Source organism: Microlunatus sp. GCM10028923, assembly GCF_042666975.1.
GTDB lineage: Bacteria > Actinomycetota > Actinomycetes > Propionibacteriales > Propionibacteriaceae > Microlunatus.
Genome location: NZ_JBHTFF010000005.1, coordinates 344,589 through 362,815 on the forward strand (window position 1 = coordinate 344,589; position 18,227 = coordinate 362,815).

Annotated in this window: 17 protein-coding genes and 1 pseudogene; 10 read left to right on the forward strand and 8 right to left on the reverse strand. The window is 70.7% G+C overall.

Features of this window, described 5'->3' with window-relative positions; genetic code table 11:
- Positions 1 to 89: 89 nt before the first annotated feature.
- Positions 90 to 3,470, reverse strand: coding sequence for a glycoside hydrolase domain-containing protein (locus tag ACFQU4_RS14865; protein ID WP_377493111.1), 3,381 nt, complete (start codon positions 3,468 to 3,470; stop codon positions 90 to 92).
- 119 nt (positions 3,471 to 3,589) lie between these two features.
- Here ACFQU4_RS14865 and ACFQU4_RS14870 point away from each other — a divergent pair, with 119 nt between their 5' ends.
- Positions 3,590 to 4,750, forward strand: a complete 1,161-nt coding sequence (locus ACFQU4_RS14870; protein ID WP_377493113.1) for an MFS transporter — start codon at positions 3,590 to 3,592, stop codon at positions 4,748 to 4,750.
- A 19-nt stretch (positions 4,751 to 4,769) separates the two neighbouring features.
- The gene (locus tag ACFQU4_RS14875) at positions 4,770 to 6,023 is read left to right on the forward strand and encodes a glycoside hydrolase family 32 protein (RefSeq protein WP_377493115.1); all 1,254 of its coding nucleotides are present in this window, start codon (positions 4,770 to 4,772) and stop codon (positions 6,021 to 6,023) included.
- Here the strand turns inward: ACFQU4_RS14875 and ACFQU4_RS14880 are convergent.
- The gene (locus ACFQU4_RS14880; protein WP_377493117.1) at positions 5,986 to 6,687 is read right to left on the reverse strand and encodes an alpha/beta fold hydrolase; all 702 of its coding nucleotides are present in this window, start codon (positions 6,685 to 6,687) and stop codon (positions 5,986 to 5,988) included. The two genes, ACFQU4_RS14875 and ACFQU4_RS14880, sit on opposite strands and share 38 nt — an antisense overlap.
- Entirely contained in the window at positions 6,687 to 7,973 is a 1,287-nt protein-coding gene (locus tag ACFQU4_RS14885; protein WP_377493119.1) for an adenylosuccinate synthase, read from the reverse strand. Before ACFQU4_RS14885 ends, ACFQU4_RS14880 begins: the two co-directional genes overlap by 1 nt.
- Positions 7,974 to 8,119: 146 nt before the next feature.
- On the opposite strand from ACFQU4_RS14885, the gene ACFQU4_RS14890 reads away from it, so the two are divergent.
- The 5 genes from ACFQU4_RS14890 (at position 8,120) to ACFQU4_RS14910 (ending at position 10,640) form a co-directional block, all read left to right on the forward strand.
- Positions 8,120 to 8,749, forward strand: coding sequence for a hypothetical protein (locus ACFQU4_RS14890; protein ID WP_377493121.1), 630 nt, complete (start codon positions 8,120 to 8,122; stop codon positions 8,747 to 8,749).
- On the forward strand, positions 8,746 to 8,934 hold the full coding sequence (locus tag ACFQU4_RS14895) for a hypothetical protein (protein ID WP_377493123.1): 189 nt from the start codon (positions 8,746 to 8,748) through the stop codon (positions 8,932 to 8,934). The genes ACFQU4_RS14890 and ACFQU4_RS14895 overlap by 4 nt, the downstream gene beginning before the upstream one ends.
- Positions 8,935 to 9,023: 89 nt before the next feature.
- The gene (locus ACFQU4_RS14900; RefSeq protein WP_377493125.1) at positions 9,024 to 9,299 is read left to right on the forward strand and encodes a hypothetical protein; all 276 of its coding nucleotides are present in this window, start codon (positions 9,024 to 9,026) and stop codon (positions 9,297 to 9,299) included.
- Positions 9,300 to 9,353: 54 nt separating this feature from the next.
- Positions 9,354 to 9,722: an HNH endonuclease gene (locus ACFQU4_RS14905; protein ID WP_377493127.1), complete on the forward strand. Its 369-nt coding sequence runs from the start codon at positions 9,354 to 9,356 to the stop codon at positions 9,720 to 9,722.
- A gap of 3 nt (positions 9,723 to 9,725) precedes the next feature.
- Positions 9,726 to 10,640, forward strand: coding sequence for an NUDIX hydrolase (locus ACFQU4_RS14910; RefSeq protein ID WP_377493129.1), 915 nt, complete (start codon positions 9,726 to 9,728; stop codon positions 10,638 to 10,640).
- A gap of 88 nt (positions 10,641 to 10,728) precedes the next feature.
- Here ACFQU4_RS14910 and ACFQU4_RS14915 read toward each other — a convergent pair whose 3' ends face one another.
- A complete protein-coding gene (locus ACFQU4_RS14915; RefSeq protein WP_377493131.1) occupies positions 10,729 to 11,385 on the reverse strand; it encodes a class I SAM-dependent methyltransferase in 657 nt (218 codons plus the stop codon).
- Positions 11,386 to 11,407: 22 nt separating this feature from the next.
- Here ACFQU4_RS14915 and ACFQU4_RS14920 point away from each other — a divergent pair, with 22 nt between their 5' ends.
- The 3 genes and pseudogenes from ACFQU4_RS14920 to ACFQU4_RS14930 form a co-directional block, all read left to right on the forward strand.
- The gene (locus ACFQU4_RS14920) at positions 11,408 to 11,770 is read left to right on the forward strand and encodes an MmcQ/YjbR family DNA-binding protein (protein ID WP_377493133.1); all 363 of its coding nucleotides are present in this window, start codon (positions 11,408 to 11,410) and stop codon (positions 11,768 to 11,770) included.
- Positions 11,771 to 11,815: 45 nt separating this feature from the next.
- Positions 11,816 to 12,721, forward strand: a complete 906-nt coding sequence (locus ACFQU4_RS14925) for a helix-turn-helix domain-containing protein (protein WP_377493135.1) — start codon at positions 11,816 to 11,818, stop codon at positions 12,719 to 12,721.
- A 60-nt stretch (positions 12,722 to 12,781) separates the two neighbouring features.
- Positions 12,782 to 13,969 (forward strand): annotated as a pseudogene (locus ACFQU4_RS14930) (MFS transporter); the annotation flags it as partial.
- A 20-nt stretch (positions 13,970 to 13,989) separates the two neighbouring features.
- On the opposite strand, the gene ACFQU4_RS14935 reads toward ACFQU4_RS14930, so the two are convergent.
- The 4 genes from ACFQU4_RS14935 to ACFQU4_RS14950 all read right to left on the reverse strand — a co-directional run bounded on the left by ACFQU4_RS14935 (position 13,990) and on the right by ACFQU4_RS14950 (position 18,196).
- The gene (locus tag ACFQU4_RS14935) at positions 13,990 to 14,562 is read right to left on the reverse strand and encodes a DUF3151 domain-containing protein (protein ID WP_377493137.1); all 573 of its coding nucleotides are present in this window, start codon (positions 14,560 to 14,562) and stop codon (positions 13,990 to 13,992) included.
- A gap of 50 nt (positions 14,563 to 14,612) precedes the next feature.
- A complete protein-coding gene (locus ACFQU4_RS14940; RefSeq protein ID WP_377493139.1) occupies positions 14,613 to 15,623 on the reverse strand; it encodes a magnesium transporter CorA family protein in 1,011 nt (336 codons plus the stop codon).
- Positions 15,624 to 15,637: 14 nt separating this feature from the next.
- Positions 15,638 to 16,465, reverse strand: a complete 828-nt coding sequence (locus ACFQU4_RS14945) for a hypothetical protein (RefSeq protein WP_377493141.1) — start codon at positions 16,463 to 16,465, stop codon at positions 15,638 to 15,640.
- Positions 16,466 to 16,579: 114 nt separating this feature from the next.
- Positions 16,580 to 18,196: an alkaline phosphatase D family protein gene (locus tag ACFQU4_RS14950; RefSeq protein WP_377493143.1), complete on the reverse strand. Its 1,617-nt coding sequence runs from the start codon at positions 18,194 to 18,196 to the stop codon at positions 16,580 to 16,582.
- Positions 18,197 to 18,227 lie beyond the last annotated feature (31 nt).

An 18,227-nucleotide genomic window follows, 5' to 3' on the forward strand; every position in this document is an offset into this window, starting at 1 on the left:
CACGCTAGCCCGCGCCGCCGGGCCGCCGGAACGCAGAATCGTGCTGAGCTCGTACACGATCCTCTTGAGTACGGGCTCCGGGTGAACGGTCAGTGACCGAAGACCTGCAACTCGTCGACGAAGATGTATTCGGCGAAGTAGCCGGGCTTCTTGGTCGCCGCGAACCGGACGTGACGGGCCTCGACCTGCGCGAAGCCGAGATCGAACCAGCGGTCTGCCGCCCGGTCCGTCGTGGCGCGTTCGGTCCAGGTCGTGCCGTCGTCGCTGGTCAGCAGCGCCACCTTGTCCGGCGCATACCGGTGCTCGCCGTCGAAGTACTGCCGGAACCGGGCCATGCTGATCGTCCGCGTCTCACCAAGATCGAAGTCGACGGTGATCGTCCGCTCCGGGCCGCTGTCGGTGAAGTAGTACGCATACGACTTCCCGTCGCTGTAGTGCCCGGCGAACACGCCGTCCGTCGACTCGCCGCCGGCGTCCGGGTAGCCGGGGTCGGCGAACTCCGTGCTCGGCGTGTAGCCGGCACCGGCGGCCAGGTTGGTCGGCGACTTGGCAAGATCACCGAGCACCGCGACCTCGTCCAGCACCAGATAGTCGGCGTACGGTCCGTCCGCCTTGGTCGCCTCGATCCGGACGGCGGTCGCTTCCACCGGGTCGAAGGACGAACGGAACCAGGTGCCGGACGGCCAGGCGGCCTCGCCGACCGTCCGGAAGTCGCCGCCGGCGGTCTTGATCGACATCGTCACCCGGTCCGGCGCGTAGCGGTGGAACCCGTCGTCGAACGCCTGCAGCTGCACCTCGGAGATCAACTTCGGCCCGTCCAGATCGACCGTGACCGACACCGTGCGCGGGTTCTGCTCACCGCCGAGGTAGTAGCCGTAGCCGATCCCGTCCCGCCCGTCGCCGGCGATCACGCCGTCGGTCGCCTCCCGGTTGCGGTCGTCCCGGTAGAACGGGTCGTCCGGTTCGGCCGACTTGGTGTAGCGCGCGCCGGCGGCCACGTTGCTCAGGCCCGCGGCGGGCCCGTACGCCTCGATCTCGTCGAGGAAGATCATGTCCGCCCCGGCACCGTGCTCCTTCGTGTACGTGAGCTTGACGAACCGGGCCTGGTGCACCGGGAAGCCGACGTCGTACCAGGTGCCGCCCGGCTCGGTGCCGGCCGGGACGGCCTTCTGCTGGAAGGTCTTGCCGTCCGCACTGGTCTCGACCTTGATCGAATCCGGCGCGTAGCGGGCGCTGTCGTACTCCTCGTAGCGGTGCACCCGGACCTGGTCGAGGGCCCGTTGATCACCGAGGTCGACGATCACCGCGTACTCCTCGGTGGCATCCGCGGGCACGTCGTAGCCGAAGGAGCGGCCGTCCGCATAGTGCCCGGCCAGCAGCCCGTCCGTGGCCTCGCCGTCACCGCGGTCGGGGTAGTCGGCGCTCAGACCGCCGGGCTTCGTGTACGACGCACCGGCGGCCAGGTTGGGCCGGTCCAGTTCCGCGCCGGCGACCGCGAACCCGGTCAGCCGGTCGGCGCTGACCCGGACGTAGCGCGCCTTCGCGTTCAGCCCGGCGAACTCCACCGGCCGATCCGTCGTCCGCGCGGTCACCCAGCGCTTGCCGTCGGCGGACAGTTCGATCGTCGCGCCGGCCTTGGCGCCGCGCAGCCGGATCCCGTCGAGCTGGAACTGCGCGCCGAGATCGATCACGCCGACGCCGGACCGCGCGGTGCGCTTGCTCGACGGGACCGGCTCCTCGCCGGCGGCGGCCCGCAGCAGCAGGGCCCGGATCCGTTGCATATAAGCGGTGTCGCGACTGTACCGGTTGGCCTTGTCGACCAGGCTCGCGGCCAGGTCCTTGGCCAGGGTCGGGTCCTTCTTCCCGGCCAGCTCGAGCAGTTCCCGATCTTCCAGGCCGTCCCGCAGCGACTCCAGCCGGATGGTGCCCTTGAGCTTGTTGTTCTTCTTGTCCGGCTTGGTGATCCAGCCGTCGCCGCGGACTTCCTGATCTTCCATCTTGTACTGCCAGTTGTTGTACGCCCAGTGCAGATAGCCGGACAGGTCGTGGCCGTAGGCGTACCACATCGTCGCGCGCTGGTGCCAGACCGGATTGTCGATGAAGCGGTTGAGATAGCTGTAGGTCGGGACGTTGCAGTTGTAGAGCCAGACGTCCTTCCCGGCCGCGATCTGCTTCGCGTAGTAGTCCTCGTGCTCGTTCAGGGTCAGCTCGTTCGGGATCAGGAACGACTGGTGTTCGGCGACCGCCTCGACCGAGCCCCAGTCCACCACGGCGTCGGACAGCTGCACCTCCGGCCAGTGGCTCCGGTACTTCGCGGCCAGGCCCTTCTGCATCTTCAGGGTCTCCGCACCGCTCGGCTCGTCGCCGACGTGCATCCACCAGAGGTCCTGCCAGCCCTTGTCCTGCACATGATCACGAAGCGCCGGCACGAGTTGATCAACGAAGGCCTGCGCCTCCGCGCTGTCCCAGGCCCAGTAGTCGCGCTTGCCCTCGCTGTTGATCACCTCGAGCTGCGGGTACGGGTCGCCGTGCACGTTCGCCCCGGCCATCCAGAAGCCCTCCAGCCGCTTCACCACGCCGCGCTCCACGAAGAAGTCGACGAACTGGTCCAGCACCGTCCAGTCGAAGGTGTACCGGCCGTCGGAGTCGGGCTTGCTGCCGGCGCCGATCAGCAGTTGCAGCAGGTTGACCTGGAGCGTGTTGTGCCGGTTCTCCTTCATCGACCGGGCGAACTCCTCCATCAGCTTCCACCACTCGGGGCTGAATCGATCATGGCCGTAGAAGAGTTCGATGGTGTCGCCGTCGCCCTCGTCCCAGGACAGCGAGCCGTACTGCAGCATCCACAGGTCGGCGGTGAAGCTGCTCTGCGCCGCATCCGGGATCGTCGCCGCCACGACCGTGAGGGTGAGGTCCACCGTGCTGGTGCCCTGGTCGGTGATCACCGAGACGGTCCCGCGGTAGTCGCCCGGCTCGGTGCCCTTCGGAACGAACGCGCGGACCCAGATCGGCTGGGTGGTGCGGGCCGGGACGTCGATCGTCGGCTCGTTGCCGAGCGCGTCCGGGAAGTCGCCCGGCGCGGTCCGGATCGGGCTGGTGATCGGCTGCCGGCCGGCGAAGGTCGAGTTCGCGGGTAGGTGCTCGAACTCGACGAACCGGTAGTCGAGGTTCTTCGCGGAAAGCGTGCCGGGGCCGCTGAGGTCGCTGAACCTGACCTCGTTGATCGTGAAGGGCGCGGACTTGCGGATCAGCAGCTGGCCGGACTCGAACTCGTTCCGGGCCGCGAGCAGGTCCAGCGCGTCCGGCGCGTCCGGCGGCGGGGTGTCGGCGGCGAAGACGTTGTCGTACGACGTCGCGGTCCAGACGCTGGTCAGCACCGACTCCTCCTCGGCCGCCGCTCGCGTCGGCGGGCTCACCAGCAGCCCGGCCACCAGCCCCATGATCAACACCAGGACACCCCAATTGCGCCTCATCACGCCTCCTCGTCGTCGGCACCTTGCTATCCGGTGCGTGCGACCGGCGTCCAGGTAATGGGCTAGACCACTCCGGTGACGGCGGGTACGGTCGAGGCATGTCTCCGCCCGGCTGACCTTTGAATCTTCGGGTCTACGCGCTGTCCGCACTGCGCGAGGCCATCCCGTTGTATCCGGTCTATGCGCTGCTGTTCGCCGGCAGCGGGTTGTCGGCCGCGCAGATCTCGTCGCTGTTGATCATCTGGTCGGCCGTCACGTTCGCGCTGGAGATCCCGTCCGGTGCACTGGCCGACCGGGTCTCGCGGCGCCGCCTGTTGATCATCGCCGCCCTGATCCGGGCGACCGCCTTCGCCCTGTGGGTGACCGTGCCGTCGTACCCGGTGTTCGCCCTCGGCTTCGTGCTCTGGGGCACCTCCAGCGCGCTCCGATCCGGCACCTTCGAGGCCCTCGTGTACGACGAGCTGTCCGCGGCCGGGGCCGCGAGCGCGTACGGGCGGGTCATCGGCACGTCCGGCACGGTCAAGCTGCTGGTGGGAGTAGGCGCGACCCTGGCCGCGGCCCCGTTGTTGATCATCGGCGGCTTCCCGCTGGTCGGCTGGGTCAGCGCGGCGGTCTGCGTCGGCGAGGCCGTCCTGTCCTGGACGTTGCCCGAGCGGCCGCGGACGGGCCGGGTCGGCGAGGGTTTCCGCGGCTACCTCGGCACGCTGCGCGCCGGGCTGCTCGAGGCTCGCCGCAACCGTCCCGTCTTCGCGCTGCTGATCGTGCTGGTCGGCCTCGGCCTCGGCGCCTTCGACGAGTTCGTACCGCTGCTGTTGGACGGGCAGGGCGTGCCGACCGCACTGATTCCGATCTTGCTGGCCGGGCAGGGAATCCTGGCCGCCGCCGCGAGTTGGGCCGCGGGCAGGACCACAACGTTCCCTGAGCGCTGGCTGGTCCCGACCGTGGTGTTGATCATCGGCGCGGTGGCACTCGCCGCCGGCGCCCTGGCCGATCACCCGGTGGGCTTCGCCGGGCTGGTGGTGGCCCTGACCGCGACGACGTTCGTCACCGTGCACGCCCAGATCCGGCTGCAGCACGCGATCACCGGCGACGCCCGGGCCACCGTCACCTCGGTGGCCGGCTTCGGCGGCGAGTGCGCGGCCTTGATCACGTACGGGGCGATCGCCGGCTTGTCGGTCGGGCTGCCGATCACCGCAGCCGTGGCCGCGATGGCGATCCCGATGCTGCTGCTCGCCCTCGCCCTGCCGCGACTTCTCCGCCCAGGCCCCGGCGGTCCCTGAGCCTTGGGAGAATCTCCGCATGAACCAGTCCGACCCGTCCTTCCCCAGCCTGCACATCCGGCCCGCGCAGGGCTGGCTCAACGACCCGAACGGCGTCTGCCGGATCGACGGCCGCTACCACGTGTTCTTCCAGTACAACCCGGCGGCGCCGGTCCATGCCGACGTGGTCTGGGGTCACGCCAGCTCGACCGACCTGCTGCACTGGACCGAGCATCCGGTAGCCCTGGAGCGGCGGCCAGGGACGATCACCCAGGTCGGCTGCTGGACCGGCTGCATCGTCGACGACGACGGCGTGCCGACCGCGGTCTACACGGCGGTCCATGATCAGGCCAGCAACGCTCAGGTCGCGCTGGCCCGCAGCGACCGGGAGTTGATCACCTGGACCCAGGACGATCTGGGCGTGATGGGGATGCCGGATCCGGCGTTCACCGACGTCCGGGACCCGTTCGTGTTCACCGTCGACGGTCGCCGGTACGCCATCCAGGGTGCCGGCAAGCCGGGCGCGGAACCGGCGATCCTGCTGTACGGCTGCGACCGGCTGGACGCTTGGACCGAGCTGGGCCGGCTGGTCGACCACTCCGATCCGATCGCGGCCGAGCACGCCCCCGGCGACATCTGGGAGTGCCCGAACCTCGCCCTGATCGACGGCCGCTGGGTGTTGATCATCTCGCTGATCCAGAACGCCGGCACCGCGGCGCCGTCCGACGTGGCCTACCTGGTCGGTGATCTGGTGCCGGACGGGGACGGGCTCCGTTTCGTGACGACCTCCGGCGGCGCGCTGGACACCGGCACCACGTTCTACGCGCCGCAGCTGGTCGCGTTGCCGGACCGCACGCTGCTCTGGGGCTGGGCCCGGGAGACCGGCCGGTCGGCCGAGGACCTCGCGGCGGCCGGCTGGGCCGGCGTGCTCACGTACCCGTGGGAACTGAGAGTCGTCGACGGCGTCCTGATCAGCAGCCCGGCCGCGGAACTCACCGGCCTGCGCCGGGCCGAACTCGATCCGCGGAGCAAGATCACCGACCGCGCGTTCGAGGTCACCGGCCGGTTCCGCGGCCGGTTCACCCTCTCGGCGGCGGAACCGGTGGTCGACCTGACCGCGGAGACCGACACCGAGCTCCGGGTGCTGGTCGACGGCAGCCTGCTCGAGGTGTTCGTCGAGGGCCGGCAGCCGATCACCGTACGCGCCTATCCGGCGGCCGGCACCGGCTGGCAGGTCGAGGCCGCCGACGCCGGCCTCAGGGCGTGGCGGCTGGGTCTGCCGGAGACCGGCTGAGCAGTGCGTCGGCCAGCTCGACCGGCCGGCTGAGGGCGTTCAGGTGACCGCCCGGGATCACCGCGAGTTGATCAAGACCGAGGCGTTCCCGGGCCACCCGGCGCTGGAACTCGAGCGGGAAGAACCGGTCGTCGGAGCCCTGAATCACCTGCGTCGGCACCGCCGGCCAGGAGTCCAGCGGCCACACCTGGGCGAAGACGCCGTCCAACTCGGCCACGTCGGTGCCGGCGAACGCCTGCTCGGTGAGCTCCGGCGAGACGTCATGGAAGAAGTCCCGGGCCAGGTCGAACTCGGCCGGTCGTTGATCACGGGCCGCCGCCTCCGCACTGGCCGGCCCCTGACCGGTGTTCTCCCACCAGTCGCCCGCGGTCTCGCCCGGGCGCGGGATCATCGGATTCACCAGGACCAGCCGCTCGACCCGCAGCCGCGAGCACAGCAGCGGAGCGGTGAACGCCCCGAGCGACTGGGCCACCACGGTCCAGGGCCCGTCGCCGTCGGCCGCGGCGGCCGCCGCGTCGGCATAGTCGTCCAGGGTCGAGGTGGCCGACTTCGGCAGGTCGACCGCCACCGCCCGGTGCCCGCGGCGCTCGAGTTCGGCGACCAGCCGATGCCAGAACCAGGGTCGGCCGTCGGCCCCGGGGATCAGCAGCAGGTCGGTGCTCATCACCCGAGCAGATCGTTGATCACGATCACCTGTTCCCGGCTCGGCCCGACGCCGATGCCGGAGATCCGGGTGCCGCAGAGCTCCTCCAGCCGCCGCACGTAGGCCTGGGTGGCCTTCGGCAGGTCGCGGAAGAAGCGGCAGCCGGAGATGTCCTCGGACCAGCCGTCCAGGAACTCGTAGACCGGCTTGGCGTGGTGGAAGTCGGACTGCGAGACCGGCATCGTGTCGTGCTTCTCGCCGTCCACCTCGTACCCGACGCAGACCGGCACCTTGTCCCAGCCGGTCAGGATGTCGAGCTTGGTCAGGAAGATGTCGGTGAACGCGTTCGCGTTCGTCGCCGACTCGACCACCAGCGCGTCGAACCAGCCGCAGCGGCGCTTCCGGCCGGTGGTGGTGCCGAACTCGGCGCCCACCTCGCGCAGCCGGTCGCCGTCGGCGTCGAACAACTCGGTCGGCATCGGACCCTCACCGACCCGCGTCGTGTACGCCTTCGCGATGCCGACCACCCGGTCGATCCGGGTCGGGCCGACCCCGGCACCGACGCAGGCGCCGGCCGCGATCGGGTTGGACGACGTGACGTACGGATACGTCCCGTGATCGACGTCGAGGTGATGCGCCTGGGCGCCCTCGAAGAGCACCACCCGGCGCTGGTCCAGCGCGTCGTTGAGCACCCGGCTCACGTCGGCGACGTGCGGCCGGATCCGTTCGGCGTGCGAGAGCAGATGCTCGGTGACCTGGACCGGGTCGAGCGCCCGCCGGTTGTAGACCTTCACCAGCAGGTGGTTCTTCTGCTCCAGCGAGGCCTCGACCTTCTGGCGCAGGATCGACGCGTCGAAGAGGTCCTGGATCCGCAGGCCGATCCGGTTCACCTTGTCCGCGTAGGCGGGGCCGACGCCGCGGCCGGTGGTGCCGATCTTGGCCTTGCCGAGGAACCGTTCGGTGACCTTGTCGATGGTCTGGTGGTACGAGGCGATGATGTGCGCGTTGGCCGAGACCATCAGCTTGGACGCGTCCACGCCGCGGGCGGCCAGCCCGTCCATCTCCTGGAACAGGACGTCAAGGTCGACCACCACGCCGTTGCCGATCACCGGGATGCAGTTCTCGTTGAGAATGCCGGACGGCAGCAGGTGCAGCGCGTACCGTTCCCCGTTGACCACGATCGTGTGCCCGGCGTTGTTGCCACCCGAGTACCGGACGCAGTAGTCGACGCGGTCGCCGAGCTGGTCCGTCGCCTTGCCCTTGCCCTCGTCGCCCCACTGGGCTCCGACGACAACGATGCCAGGCATCTGATCACCGCCTTCACAACCGAAGAAAGCCCCCTTCTCGCCAGGCCAAGGGCCTGGACACAAGCGGGCTCGTGCGCGGTCACTCTACCGAATGCCGCCGCTCGGTACTGTTGAGCCACATCGGCGGGCGACCCAGTGGGGGGTACGTGAGCGAACTCGAACACCACCGCACCGACGCCGCCGGCGACGAGGTCCGGGCCGACGGGCCGGTGATCGTCGTCACGGCGATGAGCCTGACCGCCGAGGCCCGCGACGCCCTGGCCGCGCAGCTGGGTCCCGGCCACGTGGTCCGGGACATCCGGGACGCCGGCAGCACGGCCGACCTGGTCCTCGTGCCGCCGGTCAGCCGCCGGCTCATCGGCGGCCTGAAGGCCCTGTTCCCGGGCGCCCGGGTGCTGGTGGCCGAGTTCTCCGATCCGCTCTTCGGCGCCGACTTCGACGGCCCGGTGGCCCGCAGCGTCAGCGCCGGCGCTGACGGCTACTTCGTCGCGCCCTCCCTGGACGAGCTGGCCGCGATCACGTACGAGGCGGCGCAGGGACGACCGATCGCCGGGGTCCTCAGCCCCGGCCCGGACCACGCCGCCGAGCTCCCCGGCGGCCCGGCCGACGCCGGCCCTGGCGCGCCCGTGATCATGATCGACCTGACCGGCTGGCCGGACGACGAGGTCTTCCGCCGGTTCGCCGAGGCGGTCGCCGATCAGCTTCGTGATCAAGGAATCGCCGTCCTGCTGCGGCCGAAGGGAGATCCGGATCCGGGACGCCAAGGAGGCGGATGATCATGGCCGACGACGCCGTACAGCAGTCGATCACGTCGTTCTGGAACGAGGTCGCCCCCGGCTACGACGAGCCCGCCAACGTCGCGGCGCCGGGCACGGCGGACTACGCGGCCTGGCGGGAGGCGATCGGCTCGGTCCTGCCGGCACTGCCGGTCGGGGTGCTGGACGTCGACACCGGGACCTGATCTCGCGCAGTGTCCTGTGGACCCTGCGGGAGCCCGGCCGCGCCTTCCGGAACTGGCACACCCTGCTCCGGCCGGGCGGGTCGGTCGTCGTGATCTACGGTCTCGCCGACCGCCCGGCCCCGGAGCCCGTCCCGCCGGAGCAGCGGGCCGGGCTGTTCCAACGGACCTACACCGACGAGATCCGGACCGCGCTCGCCGCCATGTACCTCGATGATCACGGTCCGCTGATCGAACTCGCCGAGGCCGCCGGCTTCGCCGACGTGACCGTACGGCCACTGAACCGGTTGGCCGGCTGGGAGAACTCACCGGGCTCCCGGTTGCCGTACGCACTGGTCGGGCACCGACCGGTCGTCGGCGGCGCGTGATTGACGGACCACGATTGACCGGGCGGGGCGGGACCTCGGCCCTACACTGCCGCCATGGCCGCCGGCAGTCGCAGGGTCCGCGCAGCCAGGCGCCGACAGCGGCGTCTGGCCAAGGGGACGCATGACCTCACCGAGGTGCAGTGGACCGCGCTGCTGTCCGCCTGGGCCGGCTGTGCGTACTGCGGAGCCGAGGATCCCTCGCTGCAGCGCGACTGCGTCCTGCCGATCTCCCGCGGCGGCCGGTACACGCTGGACAACGTCGTACCGGCCTGCCGTTCCTGCAACGCCAGCAAGTGCAACTTCGAGGTCACCGGCTGGCTTCGGCGCAAGCAGCTCGACGAGCAGGACTTCCTGCTGCGCTACGCCGAGATCCGCGCCACCCTCGTCACCGACCTCGACGACCTCGACGACCCGCGGAACTGACCCGTGCGACTGACCGGTACTCCTGCGGCGCTGGCCGACCTGGCGTCGCCCAAGGTCGACGCTCGACTGCGGCGGCTGGTCGAGGTGCTGCTTCGTGATCATGTGCTGGACGTCCGGACGGTCCGGACCGGGCATCCGATGGGGCCGGTGACGCCGGGCGGCCGCGACAACGACCACTACTTCTACCGGGCCGTTGATCTTGTGGCCGTGGACGGCCGGCCGGTGGCCGGGCGGCCGATCCCGGAACCCGTCGTCTCCCTCGGCCGGACCCTGCTCACCCTGCCGACCGAGCTGCGCCCGACCAGCGTGCTCGGGCCGGCCGAATGGCACGCCGCGCTCGGCGGCGGCCGGCGGACCGGCTTCCGCGACGAGCCGGCGGTCAATGCGCGGCACCATGATCATCTTCATCTCGGCTACGGGGCGCCGGTCAGGACGACGTACGTGCGCCGGTCGGCCCGGGTCGTGCTCGTCGATCCCGGCGGCGCCCTGCTGCTCGTCCGGTCCCGGTTCCGGTCCGAGATCTCCGGCCCGGAGCTGGCCTGGTTCGTCCCGGGCGGTGGCCTCGAGGCGGGCGAGACGCCGCAGCAGGCTGCGGTCCGGGAGATCCGCGAGGAGACCGGCATCGACCTGACCGGGATCCCGCTGCTGCCGCTCGCGTACGCCGAGGGGGACGGGACGCTGGGCGAGTTGTCCGGGCCGATGCGGGACGACTTCTTCCTGGCCGAGGTGCCTCGGACCGAGGTCTCCAACACCGCCCTCGAGGCGTACGAACGCGAAGCCCTGGACCACTATCGCTGGTGGACGCTGCCCGAGCTCCGCCGGACCAGCGAACGCATGATCCCCGCCGGACTCGTCGATCTGCTGCACGACCACCGGGAAGCAGCCTCCTGGCCGGCCCCACGCCGCCTCGCCTGGTGACGCGGTCGCAAGAAGTTGGATGACGTCCGCTCGGGGATCCTCGCAGTGCTTGATCACTTCGCCCCAGAGCCTGATCCGCGGCTGACACTCAGGCGAGGTGGGCGCGGAGGCCCAGGCAGAACGGGACGTTGTCGCCGCGGTCCGGTTCGATCACCCGCTCGACGGTCAGGCCGCTGTTGATCACGGCGTTCCAGTAGTCGGCCAGGGTGAGGTGGCGCATGCCGAACCGGGACCGGATGCCGCCCTCGCCCCACCACGGCGCGGAATGGTGCCAACCGGTATCGCGGTAGGTCGGGTGCACGATCCGCAGCTCGCCCTCGGTCTGCACGTGCGGCCCGTTGAAGCACGGGTGGACGCCGTAGTTGATCATGACGCCGCCCGGCCGGAGCACCCGGGCGACCTCGTGCAGGACCGCGGCGAAATCGTCGACGTCGGTGGAGATCCAGGCGGCCAGGACGGTGTCGAAGGACCGGTCGGCGAACGGCAGCCGCTGCGCGTCGCCCAGCACGACCCCGCCGTCGTACCTGGAGCGGGCGTGCCGGAGTTGATCACCGGAGACGTCGAGGCCGACCGGGGTCCGGCCGGAGTCCTTGATCACGTCGGCGTACGCTCCGGTACCGCAACCAAGATCAAGACAGCGCCCGGTGCCGGAGCCCAGCAGGTCACGGAGCGGCTGCAGGTTGCGGTTCGCCGGGTCGCTGTTGGCCGCCTGGTACCAATCCGCCTGCCCGTCGTAGCGCGCCATGCCCAGACGCTAGCGTGAAATCATGACCCGGGACGAGGTGCTGGAGCTGTGTCTGTCGCTGCCGGGAGCGGTGGAGGACTATCCGTTCGGCGACGACTTCGCGGTGATCAAGGTCGGCGGGAAGATCTTCGCGCTGCTGCCGCTGGGTGCTGAGCCCGGCGCGGTGAGCCTGAAGTGCGATCCCGCGCTCGCCCTCGAACTGCGCGACCGGCACCCGGCGATCGTGCCCGGCTATCACCTGAACAAGCGGCACTGGAACACGGTCGTGCTGGACGGCAGTGTGCCCGGCGACGAGCTGGCCGAGTTGGTCGAGCACTCGTACGACCTCGTCGTCGCCGGCCTGACCCGTGCCGTGCGGGCGACGCTGCCCGGCGAAACCAGGTAACGCCAGGGCCTCCCGGTCCGGCGGAAGCTCTCGTACCGTCGAGGGATGGGCCATCGCGACGACGTACGGGAGTTCCTGGTGTCCCGGCGGGCCAAGGTCACGCCGGACCGGGTCGGCCTGCACGGCACGGCGGGCCGGCGGCGGGTGCCGGGCCTGCGCCGCGAGGAGGTCGCCTCGCTGGCCGGGGTGAGCGTCGACTACTACATCCGGCTGGAGCGCGGGAATCTCGGCGGCGTCTCGGAGAGCGTGCTGGACGCGCTGGCCGACGCGCTGCTGCTGGACCAGGCCGAGCGGGGTCACCTGTACGACCTCGCCCGCGCCGCCAACCGGAACGCGCGGAACCGGGCCGGCAGCCCGGCCCGGCAGATCCGGCCCAGCGTCCGGCAGTTGCTCGACGCGATCACCGGGGCTCCCGCGTACGTCCGGAACCGGCGCCGCGACGTGCTGGCCGCGAACCGGCTCGGCCGGGCCCTGTTCTCCGAGCTGTACCGGGATCCGGAGCAACCGCCGAACCTGGCCCGCTTCGTCTTCTTCAGCGAACGCAGCCGGTCCTTCTACCTCGACTGGGACCGGGCCGCCGACGACACCGTCGCCGCGCTGCGGACGGAGGCGGGCCGGAACCCGTACGACCGCAGCCTGTCCGACCTGATCGGCGAGCTGGCCACCCGGAGCGAGGAGTTCGCCGGCCGGTGGGCCACCCACAACGTCAAGCTGCACCAGTCCGGGATCAAGGAGATCCGGCATCCCGTGGTCGGCGACCTGCGGCTCGACTTCGAGGCTCTGGAACTGCCGACCGACCCGGGGCTGGCCGTGATCGTCTACAGCGCCGAAGCCGGCTCCGGCACGGCCGACGCGCTCGCCCTGCTGGCCAGCTGGGCCGCCACGGCGGACGTCGCCGGACCCGATGATCATGAGGAGACAAGGAGTTCGCCCGCAGCAGAGAGCCATTGACCGCACTCCTGAGGTACGGGTTCGCTGGGGACCGTGATCTCCCAGTGGCGGGTCCTGGCCGTGCACGCCGACTTCCGGCGCCTGTTCGCGGGCGGGTCGGTCTCGCAGCTCGGCTCGACCGTCACCTCGGTGGCGCTGCCGCTGACGGCGGTGCTGTTGCTCGACGCGACGCCGCTACAGATGGGGCTGCTCGGTGCGGCGACGTTCCTGCCGCACCTGGTGCTCGGGCTGCCCGCCGGGGTGTGGGTCGATCGCTGGCCGTACCGGCGGGTGCTGGTGCTGACCGACCTGATCCGGGCGGCCGCCCTCGCCGCCGTACCCGTGCTGGCCTGGCTCGGACTGCTGCAGATCTGGCAACTCGCCGTGATCGCGCTGGTCACCGGCAGCTGCGCGGTGTTCTCGGCGATCGCCGAGGGATCCTTCCTGCCCGAGCTGGTGCCACGCGGGGAGGTGCTCGCCGCCAACAGCGCCATCGCGCTCCGGAACTCGCTGACCAGCACCAGCGGCACCGCGCTCGGCGGGCTGCTGGTGCAACTGCTGACGGCTCCGCTGGCGATCGTCGTCGACGCGGTGTCGTACCTGGTCTCCGCCGTCTGCGTGGGCCGGATCCGGACCCCGGGCCGCCGCTCGGCGCCGGGCCGGGAGCGGCGGTTCCTGCGCGACATCGGGGAGGGCATCCGGGTGGTCTTCGGCCGGCCGGAGCTGCGGGCGTTGACCCTGTCCGCGACGATCGGCGCGCTGGCCGGCCAGCTCCAGGCGGTGATCGTGATGTTGTTCCTGGTCCGGGACCTGCAGCTGGCGCCGGCCGTGATCGGCGTCCTGCTTGCGGTCGCCGGAGGTGCCGGCTTCGCCGGGGCGGCGGTTGGCGTGCCGATCACCCGCCGGCTCGGCCACGGGCCCGCGTTCATCACCGGGACCCTGGTGTCGAGCCTGGCCGGGGTGGTGCTGGCGCTGGCCGGCGGTCCGCTGCCGCTCGTGCTGGCGGTCGTCGTGGTCGCGCGGATCCTGCAGGGTTGGGGCCCGACGCTGTACGGGATCAATCAGCAGACGCTGCGGCAGACCCTGATCGCGCCCGACCTGCTGCCCCGGGCGCAGGCGACCTGGCGGTTCCTGGTGTTCGGGATGCAGCCGATCGGCGCCCTGCTCGGCGGCACCCTCGGCTCGCTGATCGGGCTGCGCGGCACCCTCGTCGTCGGCAGTGTGATCATGCTGGCCGGCACCGTGGTGGCCTGGTTCAGCCCGCTGCGATCACTGCGGCGGTTGCCCGATCAGCCGGCGTCGGCGGCCGGGGCCTCGGACCTGGCCACCAGCGGTACGGACTCAGGCGCCACCGGCTCGGGCGTCACCGGCTCGGGCGTCACCGGCTCGGGCGCCTCCGGCGCCGGGGCGGGCGGCAACGCCAACTCGGCGTAGGCGGTCTCGGAGGAATCCCGGAGGAACTGCGAACACCGGTCGTACTCCTCGGACTCGCCGATCCGCTGCGCCGCCTGGGCCAGGGCCCACAGCGCACGCAGGAAACCACGATTGGGTACGTGCTCCCACGGGACCGGCCCGGCGCCCTTCCAGCCGGCCCGGCGCAGCGCGTCCAGCCCGCGGTGATAACCGGTCCGGGCGTACGCATAGGCAGCGACGTCACCCTCGCGGGACCCGATCCGCAACGAGCCTTCGGCGAGCAGGGCCCAGCACAGGCTCGAGGCCGGATTCGCGGCGACGATCTCCATGAACCGTTCCCGGCCTCGCTCGGCGATCTGAGCGACGGCCGGATCGGCCGGAAGCTCGGTCGGCGCCGGACCTGCGCCGGGTGCGGCAAGCAGGTTCTGGTGCGTGTGATCCTGACTCATCCGGATAAATGTATCCCAACCGTTGCGAAGGTCCGTTCGACACCACCCTCCTAGATCCAGTCGTGCCGCCGGAACAGGATGAACAGCGCGACCGCCGCCGCGACCATGATCACCAGATAGACCCAGAACCCGGCCTGGGATCCGATCCCGGGAAACTCCACGTTCATCCCGACGAACCCGGTGACCAGCGTCGGCACCGCGATGATCGCGGCCCAGCCGGTGAGCCGCTTCACGTCGGCGTTCATCCGCTGGTTGGCCAGCCCGAGGCTGGTGTCGAACAGCGAGGCGAGCGCGTCCCGGACCGCGTCCGTGGCCCGGACCACCCGGTCCTGCCGCTCGGCCAGCAACGCCCAGTGCCGGGCCTGGATCTGATCATGGCCCTCGCTGTCCTGGCTCAGGTCGGTCAGCACGTCGAGGGTCGGCTGCGCGATCCGGCGCAGCTCGGTCAGCGCGCGGCGCAGCCGGAACGCGTGCAGGTGCTCGTCCCGGGTCAGCGGCCGGTCCTGGAACAGCGCGCCGGCCAGCTCGTCGCTCGCCGACTCCAGCCACTCCACCGCGTCGGCCTGGCTCTGCACCGCGCACTTCACCAGCACCTGCAGGGCGTCCACGACGCCGCCGCCGGCCAGCCGGTCTCCGTCGTCGACCAACGCCCGCGCCGGCTGTACGGTCGCCGGGCCCGGACCGGCCAGGCAGATCAGCACCCGGTCGGTGATCACCATCGCCAGCGGGTCGGCGGTCAGCTCGGCGGCGTCCCGGTCGACGGTGATCACGCTGGTGATCAACAGCCGGGTGCCGCCGAACGTCTCGTACTTCACCCGGCGGTCGGTCGCCAGCAGGTCCCGGATCGCCCCCGCATCAAGATCGAGTTCCTGGGCCAGCGGGCGCAGCCGCAACTCCAGGCCGGGCTCCCGCGGCACCACCCACCAGGCCACCGAACCCGAGTGCAGTTCGAGCACGTCGCCGAGATCGTCGCCGTCCAGGTCCTCGGCGATCACCGCCTGGCCGGTCCAGACCCGGCTCATCGGCGTCACCCGACCGTCGCTGATACGTGGGGTGCTCACTTCGGTGAGCCTACTCACCCCGTGGCGTAGATCTCCGTCTCGACGATCCGGGAGTAGTCGCCGTTGTTGTTGCCCCAGCAGAGGATCCGTACGGCGCTGGTGGTGACGGCCGGGAACGTCGTCGTCACCATGCCCAGTTTGTTGCCCCGGACCTCGGCGACGGTGGCCCAGTCGCCGTCCCGCCAGACCTGGACATCCCAATCGGAGAGCCCGTACCGGCTGGCCGGCTCGGCCGCCGAGTCCAGTGTGTAGAGGACCACCCGGTCGATCTCGGCCGGCTCCACCAGCTGGTACGAGACCCAGTCCGGCCAGGCCCGGGAGGTGGCGTCGTTCCAGCCGGTGAAGGTGGCCCAGTGACTGCTGTCGGTGTCGCCGTCGTTGGTGCCGCAGACCGAGAACCGTCCGTGCCGCGACGACATCTCCGGCGTGGCCGACAGGGCGACGTTGCCGTTGTCCGGCGGCGGTACGACGTCGACGGACACCTCGGCCGACGAGCTGCTGCCGGCGGTCAGCCGGACCGGGTAGGAGGCGGGCGTGGTGCCGTACGGCACGGTGACCGTGATCGGCGCCTCCAGCGTGAACCCGGCCGGCAGGTAGCTCGACACCAGCTTCCGGGACAGCTGCAGCGGCCCGTCCTCGGCCAGCCAGGCGTCGCCGTAGACGGCCTCCCGGGTCGGGTTGTGCAGCCGCAGCGTGAACCGGGCCGTGGCGCAGTCGAGCGCGGCCAGGTCGACCGACTCCAGGTCGGCACTCACCTGCAGCCGGTCCACCGGTGCCGCGGCAGCCGGTGGAGCCGTGATCACCAGACTGCCCAGCACCAACATCATGATCGACAGCAACACCCAGCCACCGCGCCCTGAGCCTGTCGAAGGGCCAGGACGGGTAGTGGGCTTCGACAAGCTCAGCCCGCGTTGGATCACGATCATGATCAGTTCCCCCCTCAAGATCAACAGGCGTCAGGCGGAGTCGAGGATCAACTCCGGCCGACCGGATTCGACGACGATCCGCTGCCGGACCGAGATCGGGGCGTCCCGACGGGTGACGTACGGGACGATCTTGAAGTCCGTGCTGAGCGCTTCCGGCGTCACCGTGCAGAGCAGGTAGCCGCGCTGCTGGTTGGCGAACTTCAGGTGCGGGTTCTCGACCAGCCGGGTCTGCAGCGCCGGCGTCGTGTCGGCGCCGTCCCGGTCGCTACAGATCGAGGTACCGACCAGTTCGACGCCGACCGGCTTCGACTCGAGATTGTCGAAGTCCGCCAGCAGTTCCATGGCGTAGTTGGTGTGCGCGTCGCCGGTGAGGACCACGAAGTTCTCCGTGCCGGATTCCCGTACCGCATCGAGAATCCGTTGCCGGGCCGGGACATAGCCGTCCCAGGCGTCCATGTTGAGGGACAGCCCGGTGCCGCCGGCGCTGTCCAGCTGGGCGAACGGGATCTGCTGCGGAACGATCTTCCAGCGAGCCGGCGAGTTGGTCAGGCCGTTGATCAGCCACTGTTCCTGTTGATCACCGAGCACGGTCCGGGACGGGTCGCGGCGGATTGCCGAGTCACCCGAGCCCGGAGCTTGATCATCGCGGTACTGCCTGGTGTCGATCACGTCCAGTTGGGCCAGCTTGCCGTACCGGAATCGCCGATAGAGCTTGAGATCCGGACCGTCCGGCTCCGGCAGCCGCAGCGGCAGGTGCTCCCAGTAGGCCCGGTACGCGTTCGCCCGCTGCACCGCGAAGTCGATCGGCTGGTTCCAGCTGTCGGAGTCCAGGCTGACGTAGTTCGAGGTGACTTCATGATCATCCCAGGTGGCGATCCAGGGTGCGCTCTGGTGCGCGGCGATCAGGTCCGGCTCGGACTTGTAGAGCGAGTACTGCAGCCGGTACCGCTCCAGCGTGATCGCGTCGGCGGCGAACTCCGGCGGCAGCGGCTCCGGCACCTCGTGCAGCCCACCCTCGGAGTTGATCCCCGACTCGTAGATGTAGTCGCCGAGGAACAGCACCGCGTCCAGGTCCTCGTCGGCGATGTGCCGCAACGCCGTGTAGTAGCCGTCCGGGAAGGACTGGCAGGAAGCGACCGCGAACTTCAGCCGGTCCGGGTTCGCGTCCGCGGCCGGCGCCGTCTTGGTCCGGCCGGTCTGGCTGACCTGCCCGCCCGCCTTGAACCGGTAGAAGTACTCCCGGCCCGGCCGCAGCCCACGGACGTCGACGTGCACCGAGTGGTAGTACTCCGGGTGGGCCAGCGTCCGGCCGCGGAGCACCTGCCGGCTGAACTCCGGGTCCGCGGCCACCTCCCACTCGACCCGCCAGCTGGCCTGCGGCATGCCGCCGTACGGCTCCAGCGGCTTCGGTGCCAGCCGGGTCCAGATCACCACCGCGTCCGGCAGCGGATCGCCGGACGCGACGCCCATCGTGTACGGGTACGGCAGCGGGTCCTCGACGATCTTGGCCTCGCTGCGCTGCGGCGTACCGACGCTGAAGGCCAGCGCCGCCGCGGCCGTGGTAGCGGTCAGGAACCGTCTCCGGTTCCATCCCGCGGCGATCGCCTCCGGGAAATCGGCATCATCGATGATCTTGCGACGTCCCACTTCGTCCCCCCAAGTCCGTGGCCCCCGACGA

What these genes read in the sequence shown, in the direction of transcription:
- ACFQU4_RS14915 (WP_377493131.1), bottom strand. Translation starts at nt 11,385, where the DNA reads ATGGCGCGCTACGACGGGCAGGCGGATTGGTACCAGGCGGCCAACAGC.
- ACFQU4_RS14905 (WP_377493127.1), top strand. Translation starts at nt 9,354, where the DNA reads ATGGCCGCCGGCAGTCGCAGGGTCCGCGCAGCCAGGCGCCGACAGCGG.
- ACFQU4_RS14865 (WP_377493111.1), bottom strand. Translation starts at nt 3,470, where the DNA reads ATGAGGCGCAATTGGGGTGTCCTGGTGTTGATCATGGGGCTGGTGGCC.
- ACFQU4_RS14925 (WP_377493135.1), top strand. Translation starts at nt 11,816, where the DNA reads ATGGGCCATCGCGACGACGTACGGGAGTTCCTGGTGTCCCGGCGGGCC.
- ACFQU4_RS14935 (WP_377493137.1), bottom strand. Translation starts at nt 14,562, where the DNA reads ATGAGTCAGGATCACACGCACCAGAACCTGCTTGCCGCACCCGGCGCA.
- ACFQU4_RS14920 (WP_377493133.1), top strand. Translation starts at nt 11,408, where the DNA reads ATGACCCGGGACGAGGTGCTGGAGCTGTGTCTGTCGCTGCCGGGAGCG.
- ACFQU4_RS14895 (WP_377493123.1), top strand. Translation starts at nt 8,746, where the DNA reads ATGATCATGGCCGACGACGCCGTACAGCAGTCGATCACGTCGTTCTGG.
- ACFQU4_RS14880 (WP_377493117.1), bottom strand. Translation starts at nt 6,687, where the DNA reads ATGAGCACCGACCTGCTGCTGATCCCCGGGGCCGACGGCCGACCCTGG.
- ACFQU4_RS14875 (WP_377493115.1), top strand. Translation starts at nt 4,770, where the DNA reads ATGAACCAGTCCGACCCGTCCTTCCCCAGCCTGCACATCCGGCCCGCG.
- ACFQU4_RS14885 (WP_377493119.1), bottom strand. Translation starts at nt 7,973, where the DNA reads ATGCCTGGCATCGTTGTCGTCGGAGCCCAGTGGGGCGACGAGGGCAAG.